Origin of the sequence: Bacillus sp. IBL03825, assembly GCF_024712505.1 — a bacterium.
GTDB classification, from domain to species: domain Bacteria; phylum Bacillota; class Bacilli; order Bacillales; family Bacillaceae_G; genus Bacillus_A; species Bacillus_A wiedmannii.
The window spans coordinates 363,755-382,869 of sequence record NZ_JAMXKE010000001.1 but is presented as its reverse complement, the minus strand read 5'-3'; the positions used below and the strand labels follow the sequence as shown (position 1 = coordinate 382,869).

The 19,115-nt window shown below is 35.6% G+C and carries 19 protein-coding genes, 1 pseudogene and 1 riboswitch; of the genes and pseudogenes, 7 read left to right on the top strand and 13 right to left on the bottom strand.

Features of this window, described 5'->3' with window-relative positions; genetic code table 11:
- Positions 1-124 precede the first annotated feature (124 nt).
- Positions 125-237, top strand: a riboswitch (SAM riboswitch).
- Between the two features lie 84 nt (positions 238-321).
- The gene (locus NHG49_RS02040; RefSeq protein WP_064477205.1) at positions 322-954 is read left to right on the top strand and encodes a cyclase family protein; all 633 of its coding nucleotides are present in this window, start codon (positions 322-324) and stop codon (positions 952-954) included.
- Between the two features lie 27 nt (positions 955-981).
- Here NHG49_RS02040 and NHG49_RS02035 read toward each other — a convergent pair whose 3' ends face one another.
- The 7 genes and pseudogenes from NHG49_RS02035 to NHG49_RS02005 form a co-directional block, all read right to left on the bottom strand.
- Positions 982-1,362 carry a hypothetical protein gene (locus tag NHG49_RS02035; RefSeq protein ID WP_000424111.1) on the bottom strand — a complete coding sequence of 127 codons (381 nt, stop codon included), beginning with the start codon at positions 1,360-1,362 and terminating at the stop codon, positions 982-984.
- Between the two features lie 275 nt (positions 1,363-1,637).
- Positions 1,638-2,076 (bottom strand): annotated as a pseudogene (locus NHG49_RS02030) (ATP-binding protein); the annotation flags it as partial.
- 168 nt (positions 2,077-2,244) lie between these two features.
- Positions 2,245-3,510, bottom strand: coding sequence for a hypothetical protein (locus NHG49_RS02025; RefSeq protein ID WP_064477204.1), 1,266 nt, complete (start codon positions 3,508-3,510; stop codon positions 2,245-2,247).
- A 237-nt stretch (positions 3,511-3,747) separates the two neighbouring features.
- On the bottom strand, positions 3,748-4,416 hold the full coding sequence (locus NHG49_RS02020; RefSeq protein WP_064477203.1) for an LSm family protein: 669 nt from the start codon (positions 4,414-4,416) through the stop codon (positions 3,748-3,750).
- A gap of 162 nt (positions 4,417-4,578) precedes the next feature.
- Entirely contained in the window at positions 4,579-5,028 is a 450-nt protein-coding gene (locus tag NHG49_RS02015; RefSeq protein WP_098102450.1) for a spore coat protein, read from the bottom strand.
- Positions 5,029-5,048: 20 nt separating this feature from the next.
- On the bottom strand, positions 5,049-5,573 hold the full coding sequence (locus tag NHG49_RS02010) for a hypothetical protein (protein ID WP_064477201.1): 525 nt from the start codon (positions 5,571-5,573) through the stop codon (positions 5,049-5,051).
- Between the two features lie 234 nt (positions 5,574-5,807).
- On the bottom strand, positions 5,808-6,047 hold the full coding sequence (locus NHG49_RS02005) for a helix-turn-helix domain-containing protein (RefSeq protein WP_002006755.1): 240 nt from the start codon (positions 6,045-6,047) through the stop codon (positions 5,808-5,810).
- A gap of 179 nt (positions 6,048-6,226) precedes the next feature.
- On the opposite strand from NHG49_RS02005, the gene NHG49_RS02000 reads away from it, so the two are divergent.
- Positions 6,227-6,595 (top strand): hypothetical protein, encoded by a 369-nt coding sequence (locus NHG49_RS02000; protein ID WP_048541984.1) that lies wholly within the window; start codon positions 6,227-6,229, stop codon positions 6,593-6,595.
- Between the two features lie 195 nt (positions 6,596-6,790).
- On the opposite strand, the gene NHG49_RS01995 is transcribed toward NHG49_RS02000, so the two are convergent.
- Positions 6,791-7,840, bottom strand: coding sequence for an NAD(P)/FAD-dependent oxidoreductase (locus tag NHG49_RS01995; protein WP_064477200.1), 1,050 nt, complete (start codon positions 7,838-7,840; stop codon positions 6,791-6,793).
- A 331-nt stretch (positions 7,841-8,171) separates the two neighbouring features.
- On the opposite strand from NHG49_RS01995, the gene NHG49_RS01990 reads away from it, so the two are divergent.
- Genes NHG49_RS01990 through NHG49_RS01980 form a run of 3 tightly spaced genes read left to right on the top strand, consistent with a single transcriptional unit; the run spans position 8,172 to position 11,182 of the window.
- Positions 8,172-9,089: an iron-hydroxamate ABC transporter substrate-binding protein gene (locus NHG49_RS01990; protein ID WP_000732569.1), complete on the top strand. Its 918-nt coding sequence runs from the start codon at positions 8,172-8,174 to the stop codon at positions 9,087-9,089.
- A gap of 48 nt (positions 9,090-9,137) precedes the next feature.
- Positions 9,138-10,178: a FecCD family ABC transporter permease gene (locus NHG49_RS01985; protein WP_142289310.1), complete on the top strand. Its 1,041-nt coding sequence runs from the start codon at positions 9,138-9,140 to the stop codon at positions 10,176-10,178.
- The gene (locus NHG49_RS01980) at positions 10,175-11,182 is read left to right on the top strand and encodes a FecCD family ABC transporter permease (protein ID WP_000983741.1); all 1,008 of its coding nucleotides are present in this window, start codon (positions 10,175-10,177) and stop codon (positions 11,180-11,182) included. Before NHG49_RS01985 ends, NHG49_RS01980 begins: the two co-directional genes overlap by 4 nt.
- Positions 11,183-11,227: 45 nt before the next feature.
- Here NHG49_RS01980 and NHG49_RS01975 read toward each other — a convergent pair whose 3' ends face one another.
- The 3 genes from NHG49_RS01975 to mtnK are packed head-to-tail and all read right to left on the bottom strand — an operon-like array spanning position 11,228 to position 14,209.
- Positions 11,228-11,869: an L-fuculose-phosphate aldolase gene (locus NHG49_RS01975; RefSeq protein WP_000926561.1), complete on the bottom strand. Its 642-nt coding sequence runs from the start codon at positions 11,867-11,869 to the stop codon at positions 11,228-11,230.
- Between the two features lie 54 nt (positions 11,870-11,923).
- Positions 11,924-12,967: an S-methyl-5-thioribose-1-phosphate isomerase gene (gene mtnA, locus NHG49_RS01970; protein ID WP_098102449.1), complete on the bottom strand. Its 1,044-nt coding sequence runs from the start codon at positions 12,965-12,967 to the stop codon at positions 11,924-11,926.
- Between the two features lie 12 nt (positions 12,968-12,979).
- A complete protein-coding gene (gene mtnK, locus NHG49_RS01965; protein ID WP_088046912.1) occupies positions 12,980-14,209 on the bottom strand; it encodes an S-methyl-5-thioribose kinase in 1,230 nt (409 codons plus the stop codon).
- Positions 14,210-14,799: 590 nt separating this feature from the next.
- Between mtnK and ahpC the strand changes: the two genes are divergently transcribed.
- Together ahpC and ahpF are read left to right on the top strand one after the other, a co-directional pair.
- Positions 14,800-15,363, top strand: a complete 564-nt coding sequence (ahpC, locus tag NHG49_RS01960; protein WP_000924417.1) for an alkyl hydroperoxide reductase subunit C — start codon at positions 14,800-14,802, stop codon at positions 15,361-15,363.
- Positions 15,364-15,377: 14 nt separating this feature from the next.
- A complete protein-coding gene (gene ahpF / locus NHG49_RS01955) occupies positions 15,378-16,904 on the top strand; it encodes an alkyl hydroperoxide reductase subunit F (RefSeq protein WP_000599491.1) in 1,527 nt (508 codons plus the stop codon).
- 48 nt (positions 16,905-16,952) lie between these two features.
- On the opposite strand, the gene NHG49_RS01950 is transcribed toward ahpF, so the two are convergent.
- Together NHG49_RS01950 and NHG49_RS01945 are read right to left on the bottom strand one after the other, a co-directional pair.
- Positions 16,953-17,561: an SAM-dependent methyltransferase gene (locus NHG49_RS01950; RefSeq protein ID WP_064477197.1), complete on the bottom strand. Its 609-nt coding sequence runs from the start codon at positions 17,559-17,561 to the stop codon at positions 16,953-16,955.
- A 193-nt stretch (positions 17,562-17,754) separates the two neighbouring features.
- Positions 17,755-18,870, bottom strand: coding sequence for a M20 peptidase aminoacylase family protein (locus NHG49_RS01945; RefSeq protein ID WP_098093640.1), 1,116 nt, complete (start codon positions 18,868-18,870; stop codon positions 17,755-17,757).
- Between the last annotated feature and the right edge of the window lie 245 nt (positions 18,871-19,115).

Below are 19,115 nucleotides of genomic sequence, written 5' to 3'. Positions count from 1 at the left end.
ATTTACATAAGCTACAATATGCGAGCAACTTTATTTGGGTGAATACCTATTTTGTATTGCACGAAAAAAGGAAATGAATTACAATTTAAAAGTAGTGAATATTCAGAAACGAAAACTTAATATGTCTTTATCAAGAGAGGCAGAGGGACCGGCCCTTTGACGCCCAGCAACCTCAGTTTATATAAACTGAATAGGTGCTAATTCCTGCAAAATGCATTGCATTTTGAAAGATAAAACGTAACTATTGTGTGCAAAACTCATCTTTCTTGATTATGAAGGGTGAGTTTTTTTATTTCAAAACATATATTGGAGGTATTTAAAATGAAAGTAATTGACCTATCACAAACATTTGAAAACAATATGTCCCAATTCCCTGGAACACCAAAAATCAATTTAGGAGCCATTACAAGCGTTGAAGAGACAGGCTATCAAGTTACAGATTTTCATTCTGTCGTTCATGTTGGCACGCATTGTGATGCTCCTGCTCATTTCATTTCAGGCGCAACGACTATTGATCAATTACCCCTAGATCAATTTGTAGGCGAAGCTGTTCTTATTGATGTAACTCATATTCAAGAGCGAAAGTTACGTAAGGAAGTATTACACAACGCTGACATAAAAGAAGGAGATATTGTTATTTTCCATTCCAATCTATCTACTAAATGGAATACAGAGGCGTATGAGCAAGAAGCTTTTTATCTTTCTGAAGAATTAGCCGAGGAATTAGTTCAATTAAAAGTAAAATCGGTCGGCCTAGATTTCATTTCTCCTGATGAGGTAACGACAGAAACATCACCAATACATCACATACTACTTGGGAATAATATTTATTTAATTGAAAACTTAACAAACTTAGATGCAATTCACACGAAACGTTTCTTTTTCTCAGCGGCACCTTTAAAAATTAAAGATAGCGACGGTGCTTTCGCAAGAGCATTCGCTGTAATTTTTTAAACAAACTATACAAAAAAGCAAAGATCATCATTGACCTTTGCTTCTATTTTTTTTATTTAAACTAAGAAAGAATTGCTCAACACGAGGACGTAACCAAGCTAAATAATCTTTCTCTTTCTTCTTTGTACAAGCTATTTCTTCCCCATCTACCATTCCGACAAGCTCTAGCTCTAACAGTTGCCTCGTAAATGCTAGCATATTTATTTCTTCGTCTGGATACTCTTCTTTTAATTTCTCCTCAATTTCCCCTAATAAAAAACCGTCACGCATCATTGCCAATGCATCAATCCAAAGTGGCGGCATTTCATATTTTTCTCCTGTAATTGTATCTTTTACAATATAATTCTTTTGCTCTTTTCGAAATTGAATCGTGTGTAAACATACAGTCGAATTTAATGTTAATTCCATCATACCACCTCTTTCATAATATCTGCATAGAAAAAAGGATGCGCGTGCACCCCTTCTTTCTCTAACACTACCGAACCGTTACATGAATAACAAATCTCATGTCGATATTTTCCTCCATTATAAACGAAGTATTTTATAAAAAAAACCCTTCTTGAAACATTTTATAAAATGTTTATATTTACACAACAAGAACACTTTTCTGAAAAATATTTTCCTCTAGCATATTATGCTGTCGGTAAAAAAATTTCCACTTTCGTTCCTATTCCCATGCTACTTTAAATCGCGATACTTCCTTGATGTTCCTAAATAATTTTATATGTAATCATTAACCCAAGTCCCGTACCATTCTCCTTTGTTGTGTAAAAAGCCTTTTCAACCTTCTCTATACCAAAGCCTTGATCTTCAACAGAAATATACAAATGCCTTTCAGTTTTTTGATATGCACGAATATGAATATCTCCACCTTCTGGCATTGATTCTATTCCATTTTTAATAACACTTGTTTTAATTTTTTATCATCACCATTTATAACAGGTAGATTTCCATCTACTTGCATATGAAATGTCACTCTATATCGCGCTACATAACTTTCCATTAGCTGTACAACATATAAAAGGATTCCCGTATATTACACCATTCATAATTCGTTGATTTCGGTTTTCCTAATAACATCAATTCACTAACAAACCCGTTAATTCTTTCAAATACTTTTAAGGCTTCTTTTTCCTCATAAATAAAGCTTTTAAATTTGTTCATATAAATACTCCTCATGTTCTATACAAACACTCTACATATTATCTCCTTAAATTATCAGTATGAAATTGCTTTCAGGGCAATACGAAAAGGAAGGGGATCCCCATCCCCCTCCCTTTTCACTATAACTTATATCCATCTTACCCGATCATGTAGCAATCCATCCGTAAAATCATTTCCCCCTACTACAAAATCCTTCATATATAAATTTAAATATTCTCCATACTTACTTTCTGTATTTAATAATAATTCCTCTACATAATAGGCACCTTGTTTAAAGTTATCGAAAAGTAAACTACACAAACCAGCATAAATTCCGCATCCTACTTGGAAGTAAGTTGCATTTGTTTTATATTTACGAAAAACTTGACTGCTATTCATCACGTTATACATATATGTCTCGCTATTTTCATAAACGAGTAATACACCAACTAGATCCTCGCCAGCAATCTCTTCTTCCGCTGGATTAAATACTTTACGATTCCAGTTCCATAAATCTTCTACCTTATCTAAATTCTGCCTAATTACATTTGTTGTATACTCGTTAATTCGGTAAAGAAACCCAACTTCCATATTGAAGTTTTTCCCTAAAATTAAAACTTCCTCATGTGGCATTAAACAACCATAAAACTCTTTCTCTCCTAACTTTACTTTATACTCTGAAGCATATACATCTTCATAAAAATAAAGGGGACGATGATGACTCATATACATCGGATAACTCCATATCGCTTCATCTAGAAATCGCTCTACTGCCCATGAAGCATACAGTGTATGTGGCTTTATTAGTGCTGTATCATTCAAAAATGACGTATCATGTTCTACTATATAGCATGCTCTTGGCTTTTCCTGTGGGCGTTCCTTCATAAGTTCAACAACCATCCACTGAACAACACCTGGATTCATACCTGAGCCTATAATTGCCTTTGTACCTGTAAATTTCTCTTTCTCCTTCTCAAACCTCGTATATCTTTCCGTAAGCTGAAAGCCGATTAAACTATCGTCCTGATCTACTGCCTCATTTTCCAAAGCTGAATTAATATAACAAATTCCAAGTTCATTACAACAACTTAATACTCTGATTGTATCTGCCCCTGAAACATCAATAACAACACTCGTACTACTTTCTTTTAAATGCTGTTTAAATGTCACTACATCTTGAAGGTCGATTTCATATAAAAACAATTGATCTTTCAAATTTGGAAACAACTCATCATAATAAGTCCTATCTTTTTGTTTTATATCAACCAAATGAAATGTAACATTCTTTATCACTTCATAAATCGGGTCTTTTTCATTTACTATCGCTTGATTTAAAATTGCTAAAACTGCTTTTGCTGCTCCACCAGCACTACCAAGTAATGTAATCGATAACGAATTTGGAAACTGCTCCACAAACAAAACCCCTTTAATAAATTAGTTAAGCAGTTCTCCCTCAAAAAATAAATTGAATACATCAAAAGACAGCTCGTACATATTTTTTATGATTTAGCACAAGATTTCCTCTTCAACGTTCACACTAACACATTTATATTCAATTCATTTTTCCCCCTCATATTCAAATCGAGCTAAACAAATAGGCTCGACCTTTTCTTCTGCATATAAAAGAAAAAGCCAGCCCTTTCAACTAGTCTACGGACAATGGACAGATTTCACGTGTTGAATATTCACATACATTTTTGCATCACGTGCTTTTAATATTTCAATATGCCCTTCATCAATCTTTGCCATCTTTCCGATCTTATTAGATTCCTCACCTAAATCGAACACCATAATTTTGCCGGACATTTTAATAAGCTGTTCTTCAAATGTTCTAGCTAACGTAATATTTAATGGATTCACGGGGAGTTCATTTTTATTGAGGGCGTACGGGACTTGATTTTCTTTATACGGAATTAACCATTTCAAATGCTTTAAAGATATATATACTGTTTTATAAACTGGACTATAAAAAACAATATAATCGTTCATTACACTTGTAACATAACCATGTATTGGAGCATTTCCTGCTACATAAACTTCTGTAAAAATCCCTTTAGAAGTACTTAATACTTTTCTCAAAGAAATGGAAGGTGATTCCCTCTTAATTACAGAATCAACATCTGGTTTTGATATTTCTTCATCATGTGGTCTTAAAAATTTATAATATTGTACATGGTATAAAGATATATATACGTAGTCTTGTCCGTTGTAAAGAACAACAATATCATTTCCTACGTCTATTAATACACCTTTAAATCTTTTTTCACCGATTAATTTAACATATATATTTTCTCCAATACTTTTGTTTAACTCATTCATCTGTATCCTCCTTCCTATGGATTTCTTCTTTCCTGTCTTTCATTTCTAAAAAAATAATCAGGGCAAAGTTCTGTTTTAATAGTAAGTAATTCCTTTTCATACTATCGAAATAAGAAATTGTTCTTCTCTTTCCCTCATAATGCCCCTCTTATTTATTAAACATTATTCATCTTCATTCTTTTTACATTTCACTACTTGACTCACACTCTTAATATGATAATTAATGATATAAATGACTTCATCGCAGTTTACTAGTGTAATACATTCTTCATGCACTTCACCTAATAAACCTTCCACGCACTCTGGACCACCACGATTAATCTTTACCCACTTATACTTCAAGTCACGTAATACATCGACAAAAGTATCTTCATCAGAGCAGAAATATGAACTATAACAATCGCCACATTTACTTTCTTTCACTTTCTTAACTAGACTCTTCACATGTTTCAACTGATAATATACTAATTCACCATGAGGTAATTGTAGCGTTAGATAATTTTTGCCTAACGCTACGAGCTCACCCACTCGACTTTCTGGTCCGCGAAGATTTACTTTTACAGCCTCACCAACTAAACATTTAATTTGGTCACAGCATAATACATTCTCCAATTTCGTATCCCCCTTTCCTCTTATCTTCCTCTACTTGATTGTCTTTGTGCACGAGCGCGACCTGAATTATTGCTACTATTTTCCTTACTGCTACTATCATCGCTCTCATCGCTCTCTCCGCATGCTAATGCATTATAGTTAACGCTTTTAATATGCTTTATTGCAATTAATATAAGTTCCTCTTTTACGATTAATGTTACGAAATCACAAGATACATCTTGCAAAATGCCTTCTACTTTCTCTGGACCACCGCGATTAATTTTTACCCAGCAATATTTGAAAGTTTGAAGTAGTGCCTCAAAGTCTTCTGCACATTCGCAATCTTCCCACTCGGAATCACTTGATCCACAGTCTTTCGCATTTTTTGTAATACTTTTTAGATGACTAAGTTGATAGTAATAAAGCTCACCTTTTTCATTCTGCAATACGAAGTAGTCCGGACATACTGATATTATTGTTCCTTTTTGAGATTCCGGACCACCCCTGTTTACTCTCACATAAGATCCAATTAAGTCTTTCAGAAAATCACAATGAAATAAACTCACGAGAAAACCCCTTCCATTAATTTATAAGCTTTTGCACTGATAGTATATGTATCTGTACAGGTTACGTGCTCTATGTTTGTCCTAGCTGTAAAAAAATATGCTTTTAACATGGTAGACTACTACCTATCAAATTCCAAAAAATCCTGGGGACTCCTTAAAATTTTGATATCTTGAAACTAAAAATCCCGTATGAAGATACATTTCTGCATATCTTCATACGGGATCTCCCATAGTTTAATCTTCGTCTTTAACATCCATATCTTCTGGAATTGGTTCGTTCAATATATCTTCCACTAATTGCTTATATTTCTCCATTTGTTCTAAATGTGTATTGAATTGTTCTTTATTTAATAAATATTGCTCTCCATCAAATAATGCACGAATTTTCTTTTGCTGAATTAGCTCTTCAATATACGACTTTGGTAAATTCAAATACTCCGCAGCTTCTTCTACTGTTATATACAACGCGTTCATTCCTTTATTATTTTTTCATATATACTGTATCTTACTTTATTTTTGTAAACAAATAAAAAAGATTTTGTAAATGCAATTTAAAAAGAAGGTGGATGCATTCCATATATTGTATAATAATATAGTAAGGATTTTTTAAATATAGAATGGTATTACCCATTTACACAAAGGAGAGTTAACATATGGCTACTCGTCACATCATTACAATGTTAGAAAAAACATTACAGGTTGAAACAGAAAACACAATTTCTCATTTAACTACATCTTTATCTGATCGTATTCTTTCTCAAAGCTCAGTAATACATGAAAACAATTGTTACCATACAATTGGGGAATGGTACAAAAATCATTTTTTATTCCAACAAGATGATTTCCTTTGGGCTAAATACGCTTTCTATGACGCATATTGTGAAGCTATAAAGGGACAAGGACATCTTACAAAACGCGTCCGTCAAATATTAGAATCATTAGCTCGAATGCATGGAAAACAGTATATTGCGTCTATATTAAATATGCCATTTCCTAACGAACGAGCTAAAGGGACAGCATAATGTAATATTGTTCTGCGTCAGCAAAACATAGATTCATTGTTTTCTAGGAAGATTTACAAATAAAACGTTCATATCACATGAACTGATGAAACCGGTGTCATTATAATGATTGAAAATATAGTAAACAGGAAAACCCCCATTTACCTCTCTTATCACTCGAATAGAGAAGTAAATGGGGGTATACTTGTTTTTTTATTATTTCATCATCTGCTTGATCAATTCACGATTTCTCTTCTTAAATACTTCATTATGCGAAGAAACCATTCCGTACTCACTTGCATCTGGTTGAATAAATTGTTTCGCTTTATTTACAGCATTTCCAGCATCTTGGAATGCTCCCGCGATTAAGTGTAATTTCCCTTCGTGCTTTAAAATATCTCCCGCAGCATATAATCCATCTACAGAGGACTCACTATTCGCATTACCTGCAATATAATAATTATCTATAATTGCAACGTCTAACTCACTATTTTCTAATAACGTAATGTCACGTTCATATCCATGGTTAATAATCACTTCATCAATAGGTAAATGTGAAATTTCACTTGTTTCATGATTCGTTAATTCTACATATTCGATCGCTTCATGATTATCACCAGCAATGAGTTTTGTAATCGATGTATTAAAGAAACACTCCGCCGAGCTGTTCAGCAGTTGTTTTACTTGTGCTTCATGGCCAGATAATTCTTCTTTTCTATATGTTACATACACTTTTTTCGCAATTGGTTCTAATTCATTTGCCCAATCAACAGCAGAATTTCCTCCGCCGGAAATAATGACCGTCTTACCTTTGAAACGCTTTAAAGATTTCACTGTATAATTTAAATTAGATACTTCAAATCGCTCAGCACCTTCAATTGATAACTTTTGAGGTTTCAATATACCACTTCCAGTTGCGACGATAACTGTTTTTGAAAAATGTTCTTCTCCAGTGATCGCTTTTAACGTAAAAGTGCCATCTTCGTTACGAATAATCGATTCTACTTTTGTATTTAATACCACTTCTGGCTTAAATGTTAGCCCTTGCTGTACAAGTTGTTCAATTAGTTTATCACCTGTAACTGGCAGCAGCCCTCCTACATCCCATATCATCTTCTCTGGATAAACATGTATTTTTCCACCTAACTGTGGTTGAAATTCTATTATTTTCGTTTTCATCTCTCTGAGTCCACTATAAAAAGCTGAATAAAGCCCTGCAGGTCCTCCGCCTATCACAGTTACATCAAACAATTCTTCTTGATTCATTCGTGTCACTCCTCAGCTACTAGTCGTTGATTATCATTCTCAATAAAATATAACCTGTTTCCGCAAAATTTACAATCAAAATTACTATTGACAATACACCTATATAAAATTATATTATTTAAAGAATCAATAGTGATAATCATTATCAATTTGTTAATAATTAGCAAATTTGAGATTACATCTTCTTTTATTAATATGGTTAATACTATATTGTAGTATCTCATATTCAAGATTTTTAATAAGCATTTTGCATTACCACTACTCTTTCAAAAAGATTGCAGTTAAACAAATTATTATATACACATATCATCTATGTTAAAGGAGAAAGACAATGAAAAAGTTATTTATTTCACTAACAGTTCTTTTCGTTCTTGTTATGAGCGCTTGTAGTAATGGCTCTACAGACAAAAAGAACGATGCAAAAGGTAGTAAATCAGAAACAATTACATACCAATCTGAAAATGGTAAAGTAGAAGTTCCTGCAAATCCAAAACGCGTTGTTGTTTTATCATCATTCGCTGGTAACGTAATGTCATTAGATGTAAATCTTGTTGGGGTAGATTCATGGTCTAAACAAAACCCACGCTTTGATAGCAAACTTAAAGATGTTGCTGAAGTATCAGATGAAAACGTTGAAAAAATCGCTGAACTAAATCCAGATTTAATCATTGGTTTATCAAATATTAAAAATGTTGATAAGTTAAAGAAGATCGCTCCTACTGTAACGTACACTTACGGAAAAGTTGATTACTTAACACAGCATTTAGAAATCGGTAAGTTATTAAACAAAGAAAAAGAAGCAAAAACTTGGGTTGATGACTTCAAGAAACGTGCACAAGACGCTGGTAAAGAAATTAAAGCAAAAATTGGTGAAGATGCAACAGTTTCTGTTGTAGAAAACTTCAACAAACAGCTTTATGTATACGGCGAAAACTGGGGCCGTGGAACAGAAATTCTGTACCAAGAAATGAAATTAAAAATGCCTGAAAAAGTAAAAGAAAAAGCATTAAAAGAAGGTTACTACGCATTATCTACTGAAGTATTACCTGAATTTGCTGGTGATTACTTAATCGTAAGTAAAAACAAAGATACTGATAACTCATTCCAAGAGACAGAATCATATAAAAACATCCCAGCAGTAAAAAATAATCGCGTATACGAAGCAAACATGATGGAATTCTATTTCAATGATCCACTTACATTAGACTTCCAACTAGACTTCTTCAAGAAGAGCTTTCTTGGTAAATAATACAAACATGAGGAATTCTTAAATTAAGAATTCCTCTTCCTTTATTCTATGAACAGAAAAGATGTGAAACGAATGACAAAAGATCACGACAATCCACGTTCTATAGCTTTTACATACAAACTCATTTTGAGCATAATTGCATTCTTTCTTATTTTTATGGTGGCAATGGTATTAGGTGCTGCAGATACTTCAATAAAAGACGTATGGTTAGCACTCACATCCTCCGCTAAAGGGGACAAAATATCTATTATTCGCGAAATACGTTTGCCACGTGAAGTTGCTGCTATTTTTGTAGGAGCGGGCCTTGCTGTTTCTGGAGCAATTATGCAAGGATTAACACGAAATCCACTTGCAGATCCTGGATTATTAGGGCTATCTGGTGGAGCAAATGCTGCACTTGCGTTAACGCTAGCCTTCAACCCTTCCATAAGCTATCTTTACTTAACATTTGCTTGCTTTATCGGTGCTGCAATTGGCGCGATTATGGTATTTGGAATTGGTATGGTGAAAAAAGGCGGGCTGTCCCCTCTTCGAATTGTATTAGCCGGTGCTGCCGTTTCAGCATTTCTACTCGCAATTTCAGAAGGAGTCGGTATTTACTTCAAAATTTCACAAGATGTATCACTTTGGACTGCCGGGGGCGTAATTGGAACTACTTGGAGCCAATTGAAAATTATTATTCCAGTCATTTCAATTAGTATCTTTATCGCTATCTTACTAGCAAAAATATTAACAGTTCTTAGTTTCAGTGAAGAAGTGGCTATTGGACTAGGTCAAAAAATTATTGTTATTAAAACCATTCTATTTATCATTATTATCTTACTTGCTGGTGCTTCTGTAGCGCTTGTCGGAAATATGGCATTTATCGGTTTAATGGTACCTCACATGGTACGCCCAATTGTCGGTCCAGATTACCGATTTGTTATACCGATGTCAGCAATTGCTGGAGCTTCCTTTATGCTACTTGCAGATACAATCGGACGTACTATTAACGCTCCATATGAAACACCAGTTGCCGCTATTGTCGCAATTGTAGGGCTGCCATTCTTCCTATTCGTTGTACGTAAAGGAGGAAAAACATTCTCATGATGCAATCTATTCTAAGAAAACAACGTCTTATTATACTCGCTTTACTAATACTGACCATCACCACCATTGTAGTTGGAATGGGACTTGGTTCAGCATCTTTATCTTATGATCGACTACTCCCAACATTAATGGGACAAGGGACTTTTAAAGAGGAGTTTGTTTTATACTCTTTAAGACTACCTAGAATTGTTATTACATTATTAGCTGGTATGGCTCTCGCTTTATCAGGGGCTATCTTCCAAGGAATTACTCGAAATGATTTAGCTGAACCTGGTATTCTCGGAATCAACTCTGGGGCCGGTGTTGCTGTTGCTATTTTCTTTTTATACTTTCCAATAGATGTAGGTTCATTTCTTTACTTACTACCAGTCGTTGGATTTATTGGAGCTTTTCTTACAGCTGTTCTAATCTACGTATTTTCATATAGCAAATCAACTGGGCTTCAGCCAATTCGACTAACATTAACTGGTATTGGTTTTTCATTTGCACTATCTGGAATGATGATTGTCCTTATTTCATCCGCTGATCGTATGAAAGTGGACTTTATCGCCAAGTGGATTGCCGGAAACATTTGGGGAGATGACTGGGTCTTCGTTTTAGCAATGCTCCCATGGTTAATCGTATTAATTCCGTTCGTTTTCTATAAAGCAAACCGATTAAACATTCTAGCATTAAACGAGCCAGTCGCAATCGGTGTTGGAATTGAAATTGAAAAAGAACGCAGATACTTATTAGTTGCAGCCGTTGCGCTTGCTGCTGCAGCTGTTTCCGTAACAGGAGGAATTAGTTTTATCGGACTAATGGCTCCTCATATCGCGAAATCTTTAGTAGGTCCAAGACATCAAATTTTCATGCCTATCGCCCTTTTAATCGGCGGATGGCTATTGCTATTAGCAGATACAATTGGCCGAAACATCGTTGAACCTAATGGCATCCCAGCAGGTATTGTCGTTGCTTTAATTGGTGCTCCTTACTTTATGTATTTGTTGCTTAAGAAGGCGTAAAGAAACCCCCTCAAGATTTTTTCTTGAGGGGGTTTTTATTTCATTCTACTGCTGCCCATACCCTTCAAACTTCTTAGCCAAATTCGCCATCTCATCTTCTGGCAATAGTTTCGGCTCTCCGACGCTTTTTGTTTGATAGTAAATTTGCGCACAAAACTCGATTTCTTCCGCAACAGTAAATGCCATTTTTATGTTATTTGCACCTGCAATTAAACCGTGGTTCTCAAGTAAAACGGCACGGCGATCTATCATTCCTTCAAAAGCAGCATCTGCTAATTGCTTCGTACCAAATGTTTCATACGGTGCACAGCGAACATTCGGGCCTGCAAAAGCAATTAAGTACGATACAGCAGGAAGCTCCCATCCTAATGATGCAATCGTCTTCGCATAAGGTGAATGTGTATGCACAAGCGCATTTATATCTTCACGATTTCTATAATAAATAAGATGCATATCTAACTCGCTTGATGGCTTTCTCTCTCCCTCTACCACTTCACCATCTAAGTTTAATATAACTACATCTTCAGGTTTTGTTTCATAATACTCTAAACCACTTGGGCTAATTGCAACAAGACCTTGCTCGCGATTGAAAATACTAATATTGCCGCCTGTCCCCTTTGTTAAACCGCTAGAAATCATTTTCTTTCCATACGCTACAATTTCTTCTCTTTCTTTTTGTAATAACATATACATCCCCCTAAGTATGAAGCTTATGATGACTGACTTTTTAAATCTATCTACTTATTGAAATAGCTTTTTTAAATTCTCCGTAAACGGTGCTTTTACAATCCCTTTTTCCGTAATAATCGCTGTTACATTTTCATGTGATGTGACATCAAATGCCGGATTATATACTTTACTTTCTTTCGGAGCAGAATATTGTCCGAAGCGATTAATCACTTCAGAAGCATCTCTTTCCTCAATTGGAATTTCTTTTCCTGTCGGTGTTTTTAAGTCGATTGTCGGTGTTGGTGCTGCTACATAAAACGGAATGTTGTAGTATTTCGCTAAAATAGATACGCCTAATGTCCCAATTTTATTTGCTACATCACCGTTTGCTGCCACACGGTCACACCCAACGATTACAGCGTCGATTTTTCCTTGTGACATGACCATAGCTGCCATATTATCCGTAATAACAGTAACATCAATCCCCGCTCGCTGTAGTTCTAGTGCTGTTAACGTTGAACCTTGTAATCTAGGACGTGTTTCATCCGAAAAGATTTTTAAGTCCCATCCTTTTTCTTTCGCTAAGTACATTGGAGCCGTCGCAGTACCATACTTAGTCGTCGCTAACGCACCAGCGTTACAATGTGTTAATACCCCCATTCCATCATGGAATAATGTTAATGCATGTTCTCCAATTTGACGGTTAATTTCTTCATCTTCTCTATGAATCTCTTTTGCCTCTTCTAGTAATCTATCTTTCAACTGGGCGATTGATAAGTGCGCGTTCTCTGTCGCTACCGCCTCCATTCTTTCAAGTGCCCAGAATAAGTTTACTGCTGTCGGCCTTGATGTTGCCAAATATGCACATACTTTTTTGACTTCCTCTATAAATTCTTCCACCGTACTTTGATTAACTTCCTTAGCTCCTAAATACACACCATAAGCTGCTGAAACACCAATCGCTGGTGCTCCTCTTACTTTCATTACTTGAATGGCATCCCACACACTTTCAGCTGTCTTGAAAGATTCATAGACAACTTCATTCGGTAATAATGTTTGATCTAATAAAACTAAAGCATCTTCTTTCCACTGAATTGGTATTAATTGCTCTTCCATCATCTTCTCCCCTTACTTCGCGTAGTGCATTGACTGTTCTTTTAACGTTTCTACAAAGCTTGTGCCTGTTTTATATTGATTCGCTCGTAAAATAAACTTCTTCGCTACTTGAAGACAAATGCGTTCCGCTCTAGCACGTGCTTCCTCATTCTCAATACAAGTAATATCTTTCACTTTCGCTAGCCCAACAATACGACGAATTAACTCAAGGCCCGTCACTGCAGCCGTATCTTCTAATACAGATTGTAAATATACTTCGTTAAAGCCTTCTTCCTTCGCCATAATCTCGGTCACATGGATATTCCAAGCATCTAAAAACTTCTTCTTAAATAAATCAATTACCTCTACCATTGTCGATTGTAGCCAACCCATATACGTATCTTTCTCAGCTCCAAGCGCCATGGTCGCATCTGCATTCACCCAAGCAAACATTAAATTTGCCATTACATTCCCAACGTCATATCCCATCGGTCCATAAAAGGCAAACTCAGGATCAATAATCTTCGTGGAATCATTTTTCACAAAAACAGAACCAGTATGCAGATCACCATGAATAAGCGCCTGTGCATTCGTCATAAAAGAAAACTTAAGTTTTGCTACTTCCATACGAAGCTCTTTATCACTATAAATATGCTCTCTAATCCATCCTTCATTTAACGGAAATAACTCGTTACGCTTATTATGATTTGTAAATGGCTCAGCGTAGACGAGTTCTTCTGTAATTTCACATAACTCAGGATTTATATAATTTTTCACAAGTTCCTTCTTTTCTTTATGATTCATTACAACATCTGATGTTAATAAGAGTGTGTTTACCAAAAAGGTCGTTACATCATCCGCAAGCTTTGGAAACATTTGATGATTTATAAGTGCTGTACGTAATATTGTATGGTCCGATAAATCTTCCATTACGCAACAATTCATAACACTATCAAACAAATACACCGTTGGAACAAGCCCAGGTGCTAACTCCTCCTCTAACTGCAATACATCCGATTCTATACGAATACGATTCGTCGACAACTTAAACTCATCTGAAATACGCGCTGTATGCCCAGCTTGCTTTACAATGACAGAAATATTCTTCTGTTCACCCCAAACGCGGAACACATAATTTAAATTCCCATCACCAATTTCTTTACACTGTAACCCCTTTGCACTCTCAAACTTACATAATTTCTCTTTCACATATGCAATCACATCGTTAGCTTCCATTAAAAAATACTTCGTGAACTTAGACATGGTTTCCCCTCCACACTAATTGTAAGCGTTTTCTAAAAGCCGTAAAAAATAATAGACTGAAATCTTTTCGATCTATACTATATCTTTATTGTTGCAATACATATCTCGTTTTTATTATATCTTGTTAGAAATGAGCGTCAATATTTCTATTTCTCATTGCAATCTACTTCTTATTATATGCATTTAAGATGACAATAATTGTTCACAAAGATTCCGATACATTTTATTTTATTTATCGCACAATTCTTTGTAAAATAGAAATAAGCAGTTCCTTTTCAAATCTACAACTTCTAAGAAATATCTCCTTCCTAAGAATTTATACTTACACCATATCTCTAACATACACACTACTCTTTCAAACACTCATTGAAAATTTATGACATGAAAATTACCTTTTAATTCCCTAACAACCTTAATTGAGAATAAATATTAATTAAATTGGTATAAAGTTGGTTTATTCTCTTGACAAAATAACCACTTCTATATGATAATTAATATCGAATTAGAATTATTATAGTTAATTAAAAAATATATTTTATGAGCACACTATTTTTTGATGCTCAAAACCAACATTTAGGAGGAATTTTAATATGTTATTAATCGGCACAGAAGTAAAACCGTTTAAAGCTAACGCTTACCATAATGGAGAATTTATCCAAGTTACTGACGAAAGTTTAAAAGGAAAATGGAGTGTAGTTTGTTTCTACCCAGCTGACTTCACATTCGTTTGCCCAACTGAACTTGAAGACTTACAAAACCAATACGCAGCTCTTAAAGACTTAGGCGTTGAAGTATACTCTGTATCTACAGACACTCACTTCACTCACAAAGCATGGCATGATAGCTCAGAAACTATCGGCAAAATCGAATACATTATGATTGGTGACCCAACTCGCACAATCACTACAAACTTCAACGTTTTAATGGAAGAAGAAGGTCTTGCTGCTCGTGGTACATTCATCATCGATCCAGACGGCGTTATCCAATCTATGGAAATCAATGCTGACGGTATCGGCCGTGACGCAAGCATTCTTGTTAACAAAATTAAAGCAGCTCAATACGTACGTAACAACCCAGGTGAAGTTTGCCCAGCTAAATGGCAAGAGGGTTCTGCAACACTTAAACCAAGCCTTGACCTTGTAGGCAAAATCTAAGGAGTTCGATCAAAATGATACTAGATGCAGATATAAAAACACAACTATCCCAATACCTTCAGTTAATGGAGAACGATATTTTACTTAAAGTAAGCGCTGGAGACGACGACGTATCTAAAGATATGTTAGCTCTAGTAGACGAATTAGCTACTATGTCATCTAAGATTACAGTAGAAAAAGTTGAATTAGAGAGAACACCAAGCTTTAGCGTAAATCGCCCTGGTGAAGACACTGGTGTCGTATTCGCTGGTATTCCATTAGGACACGAATTTACTTCATTAGTGTTAGCTTTACTACAAGTAAGTGGACGCGCTCCAAAAGTTGAACAAAAATTAATCGATCAAATCAAAAACATTCAAGGCGAATATCATTTTGAATCTTATATCAGCCTAAGTTGTCATAACTGTCCTGATGTTGTACAAGCTCTTAACGTAATGAGCGTTCTAAACTCTGGTATTACACATACTATGATTGATGGCGCTGCATTCAAAGAGGAAGTAGAAAGCAAAGACATCATGGCAGTACCAACAGTTTTCCTAAACGGCGAATCTTTCGGAAGCGGTCGTATGACACTTGAAGAAATTTTAGCTAAAATGGGTAACGGTCCAGATGCATCAGAGCTTTCTGATAAAGATCCATACGATGTTCTTGTTGTTGGTGGCGGCCCTGCTGGTGCAAGTGCAGCGATTTATGCAGCACGTAAAGGCATCCGTACTGGTATCGTTGCTGAGCGCTTCGGTGGTCAAGTAATGGATACTATGGGTATTGAGAACTTCATCAGCGTAAAACGCACTGAAGGTCCTAAGCTAGTAGCAAGTCTTGAAGAGCACGTAAAAGAATACGACATCGATGTAATGAATCTACAACGTGCAAAACGTTTAGAGAAAAAAGAACTTATTGAAGTGGAACTTGAAAACGGCGCTATTCTGAAAAGTAAGAGCGTAATCGTTTCAACAGGTGCTCGCTGGCGTAACGTTGGCGTACCAGGTGAAGCTGAGTTCAAAAATAAAGGTGTAGCATACTGCCCACACTGTGACGGTCCATTATTCATCGGAAAAGACGTAGCTGTTATCGGCGGAGGTAACTCTGGTATTGAAGCAGCTATCGACTTAGCAGGTATTGTTAAGCACGTTACTGTTCTTGAATTCATGCCAGAATTAAAAGCTGATGCTGTATTACAAGAGCGTCTTAACAGCTTACCAAACGTAACTGTTTTGAAAAACGTTCAAACGAAAGAAATCACTGGTACTGATAAAGTAAACGGTATTTCTTACATCGATCGTGAAACTGAAGAAGTTCATCACGTTGAATTACAAGGTGTATTCGTACAAATCGGTCTTGTGCCAAACACAGACTGGTTAGGCGAAACAGTTGAACGCGCTCGCGGTGAAATCGTAACAGACAAGCACGGCGCTACAAACGTACCAGGAGTGTTTGCAGCAGGTGACTGTACAAATAATCCGTACAAACAAATCATCATCTCTATGGGTTCAGGTGCAAACGCAGCTTTAGGTGCATTTGATTACTTAATCCGTAACTAAGTATATAGACGTGAGTAAAGAAAAGCAGGTGCCAAGGCACCTGCTTTTTTATATTCTTAATGTATAAACTAAAAATCTCTCATTCCCATTCTTCTCATAAGCACCCGGCAACCTTACTTCCCTCTTCAGCTCAAACGCAGTCTGGTTCTCTAAGAAGAAAATATAATCTTCAGAAGGATAGTATAAAATAATATCCACTTCTCTCTCCGCTTCTTCTACCGAAAGTAAAATGTTATTTACTACGTTCATAAATACTTGTACAGAAAATGGATTAAAGAAATAAAACCGGTTATCACGTGAATCAATCTCATATTCTTGCGCTAAACAGCATTCAAACCCAATTTTATCTTTACTGTTTCTTACCTTTCGTGCATAGCGCTCTAGATTATCCATTGCTTCTTTATAAAACTCTTCATTCATTTCAATTCCAACCGCTGAAGCACCACACTTATGGTGCATGTAAAAGTTTAATCGTCCTTTTCCGCACCCAAAATCTACAATTCGGTCGCTACTTCTTATTTCATATTGATTCAATAACTCATCTAATCCGCTATATGGCGTCGGTTCATAACGGTGATAATGCATAGATTTATTAAAGCCCTTTTGCTCACCGACAGTTTTTATATGTAATACAGCATCGTAATATTGTTCGTTCATTCGTCTTCTCCTATTAGAAAATGGTACTTATTATTATACACCATGTACTGGAGACTCATTTTGCATCAAGTTTACTGGTACGTAAAATTATATAAATGATTTTCTGAATATATCTATCGTAACTTAGAATATATCAACGATTTTTTCAATATATCGACTTAACGACAAATTACTACAAAAAAACAGGAGCTCTCTAGCCCCTGTCCTCTAATACTTTCCATACAGTTTGTTTCAATATTTCTACTCCATCCATAATACAACTATGATCGAACTTCATATATGGATGGTGTAATCCAGGTTGTAGGTTGGCCCCTAGCCCAAGCATGACAGCTTTTAAATGTGGTCTCTTCACTGTGTAGTAATGGAAATCATCGCTTCCTGTCGTATACAGTGGTCCAGTGCATCCCTCTTCCCCGTACACTTCAAGAATGCCTTTTCGCATAAAGCGCTCAGCTTCTTCTGACACTTCAGCTCCTGGTGCGAGATCAATCCACTCATAAGATACTTTAGATCCCATTGATTCCGCTGATAGAATTACTCGTTCTATTTTTTGCTTCAATTCATTTAATAATATGTTATTTTCTGCTCTAACATCTAAGCTAAAATGCCCGTTACCCGGAATAATATTCAAATTATCCCCGCCAGCCTGGCACCTTGTCATCTTCACTGAATATGAACTTTGCGGTGGTAGCCATATATTTTTCAAACCGATATTGATCATAGAAATGACATCAATTGCATTTATCCCTTGATGTGGGCGTGCCCCATGTGCATCATCTCCATGAATCGTTCCTTCTAAAAATCCTGCTGCTCCGTGACGAATAGATGGGGCAGCTTGTTTCAAAGGTAGTTCTTCAATCGGTCTTAGATGAACACCAAATAAGAAATCAGCATCATCCACAGCACCCTTATCTACCATCTTTAAAGAACCATTTCCTTTTTCCTCTGCCGGCTGAAAAATAAATCTAACAGTACCGCTATCCCATCTCGTATTCTTCAATTGTAAAATAAGCCCCATCACAATTGTCATATGAGCATCGTGACCACATGAATGATTCGCTTTAAACTCTCCGTCCACTTCTTGCCAAAGTGCATCCATATCGGCACGAATTGCAATAACTGGATTTCCGCTTCCAATTTCAGCAATCACGCCTGGGCAATCATCAAATATTTTATATGAAATTCCTTCTTCTTTTAAAAAGTTAGTAATATACGCTGTCGTTTCATACTCTTTCCAACTCACTTCAGGGTTTTCATGTAAATGCTGAAAAATTTCAGTTAACCGCTCTTGTAGTTCTAATGTTTTCAAAGCTACATTCTCCTTCCCAAATTCCAAAACCATTCAGGTTAATTATACTTATGAAAAACAGATGTTTTTATGAACATATTGAATTTTAAGAAAAAAGTCAATTGTTTATTTTTAAATACGATCGACAACTCACTTCATAACGATAGAACATTCCTTATTTTCTGTTTTTTATTGACGCTCATATCAATTTTTAGTTATTATAATTTAATAACGTCTATTTTGCGACAATTCTAAAAATACAAACA

Bases quoted from the DNA above. Each gene is read 5' to 3' on its own strand.
- NHG49_RS01990 (WP_000732569.1), top strand. From the start codon at position 8,172: ATGAAAAAGTTATTTATTTCACTAACAGTTCTTTTCGTTCTTGTTATG.
- mtnA (WP_098102449.1), bottom strand. From the start codon at position 12,967: ATGGAAGAGCAATTAATACCAATTCAGTGGAAAGAAGATGCTTTAGTT.
- NHG49_RS02000 (WP_048541984.1), top strand. From the start codon at position 6,227: ATGGCTACTCGTCACATCATTACAATGTTAGAAAAAACATTACAGGTT.
- NHG49_RS01985 (WP_142289310.1), top strand. From the start codon at position 9,138: ATGAACAGAAAAGATGTGAAACGAATGACAAAAGATCACGACAATCCA.
- NHG49_RS02020 (WP_064477203.1), bottom strand. From the start codon at position 4,416: ATGAATGAGTTAAACAAAAGTATTGGAGAAAATATATATGTTAAATTA.
- NHG49_RS01950 (WP_064477197.1), bottom strand. From the start codon at position 17,561: ATGAACGAACAATATTACGATGCTGTATTACATATAAAAACTGTCGGT.
- NHG49_RS01980 (WP_000983741.1), top strand. From the start codon at position 10,175: ATGATGCAATCTATTCTAAGAAAACAACGTCTTATTATACTCGCTTTA.
- NHG49_RS02035 (WP_000424111.1), bottom strand. From the start codon at position 1,362: ATGGAATTAACATTAAATTCGACTGTATGTTTACACACGATTCAATTT.
- ahpC (WP_000924417.1), top strand. From the start codon at position 14,800: ATGTTATTAATCGGCACAGAAGTAAAACCGTTTAAAGCTAACGCTTAC.
- ahpF (WP_000599491.1), top strand. From the start codon at position 15,378: ATGATACTAGATGCAGATATAAAAACACAACTATCCCAATACCTTCAG.
- NHG49_RS01995 (WP_064477200.1), bottom strand. From the start codon at position 7,840: ATGAATCAAGAAGAATTGTTTGATGTAACTGTGATAGGCGGAGGACCT.
- NHG49_RS01975 (WP_000926561.1), bottom strand. From the start codon at position 11,869: ATGTTATTACAAAAAGAAAGAGAAGAAATTGTAGCGTATGGAAAGAAA.
- NHG49_RS02040 (WP_064477205.1), top strand. From the start codon at position 322: ATGAAAGTAATTGACCTATCACAAACATTTGAAAACAATATGTCCCAA.
- mtnK (WP_088046912.1), bottom strand. From the start codon at position 14,209: ATGTCTAAGTTCACGAAGTATTTTTTAATGGAAGCTAACGATGTGATT.
- NHG49_RS02005 (WP_002006755.1), bottom strand. From the start codon at position 6,047: ATGAACGCGTTGTATATAACAGTAGAAGAAGCTGCGGAGTATTTGAAT.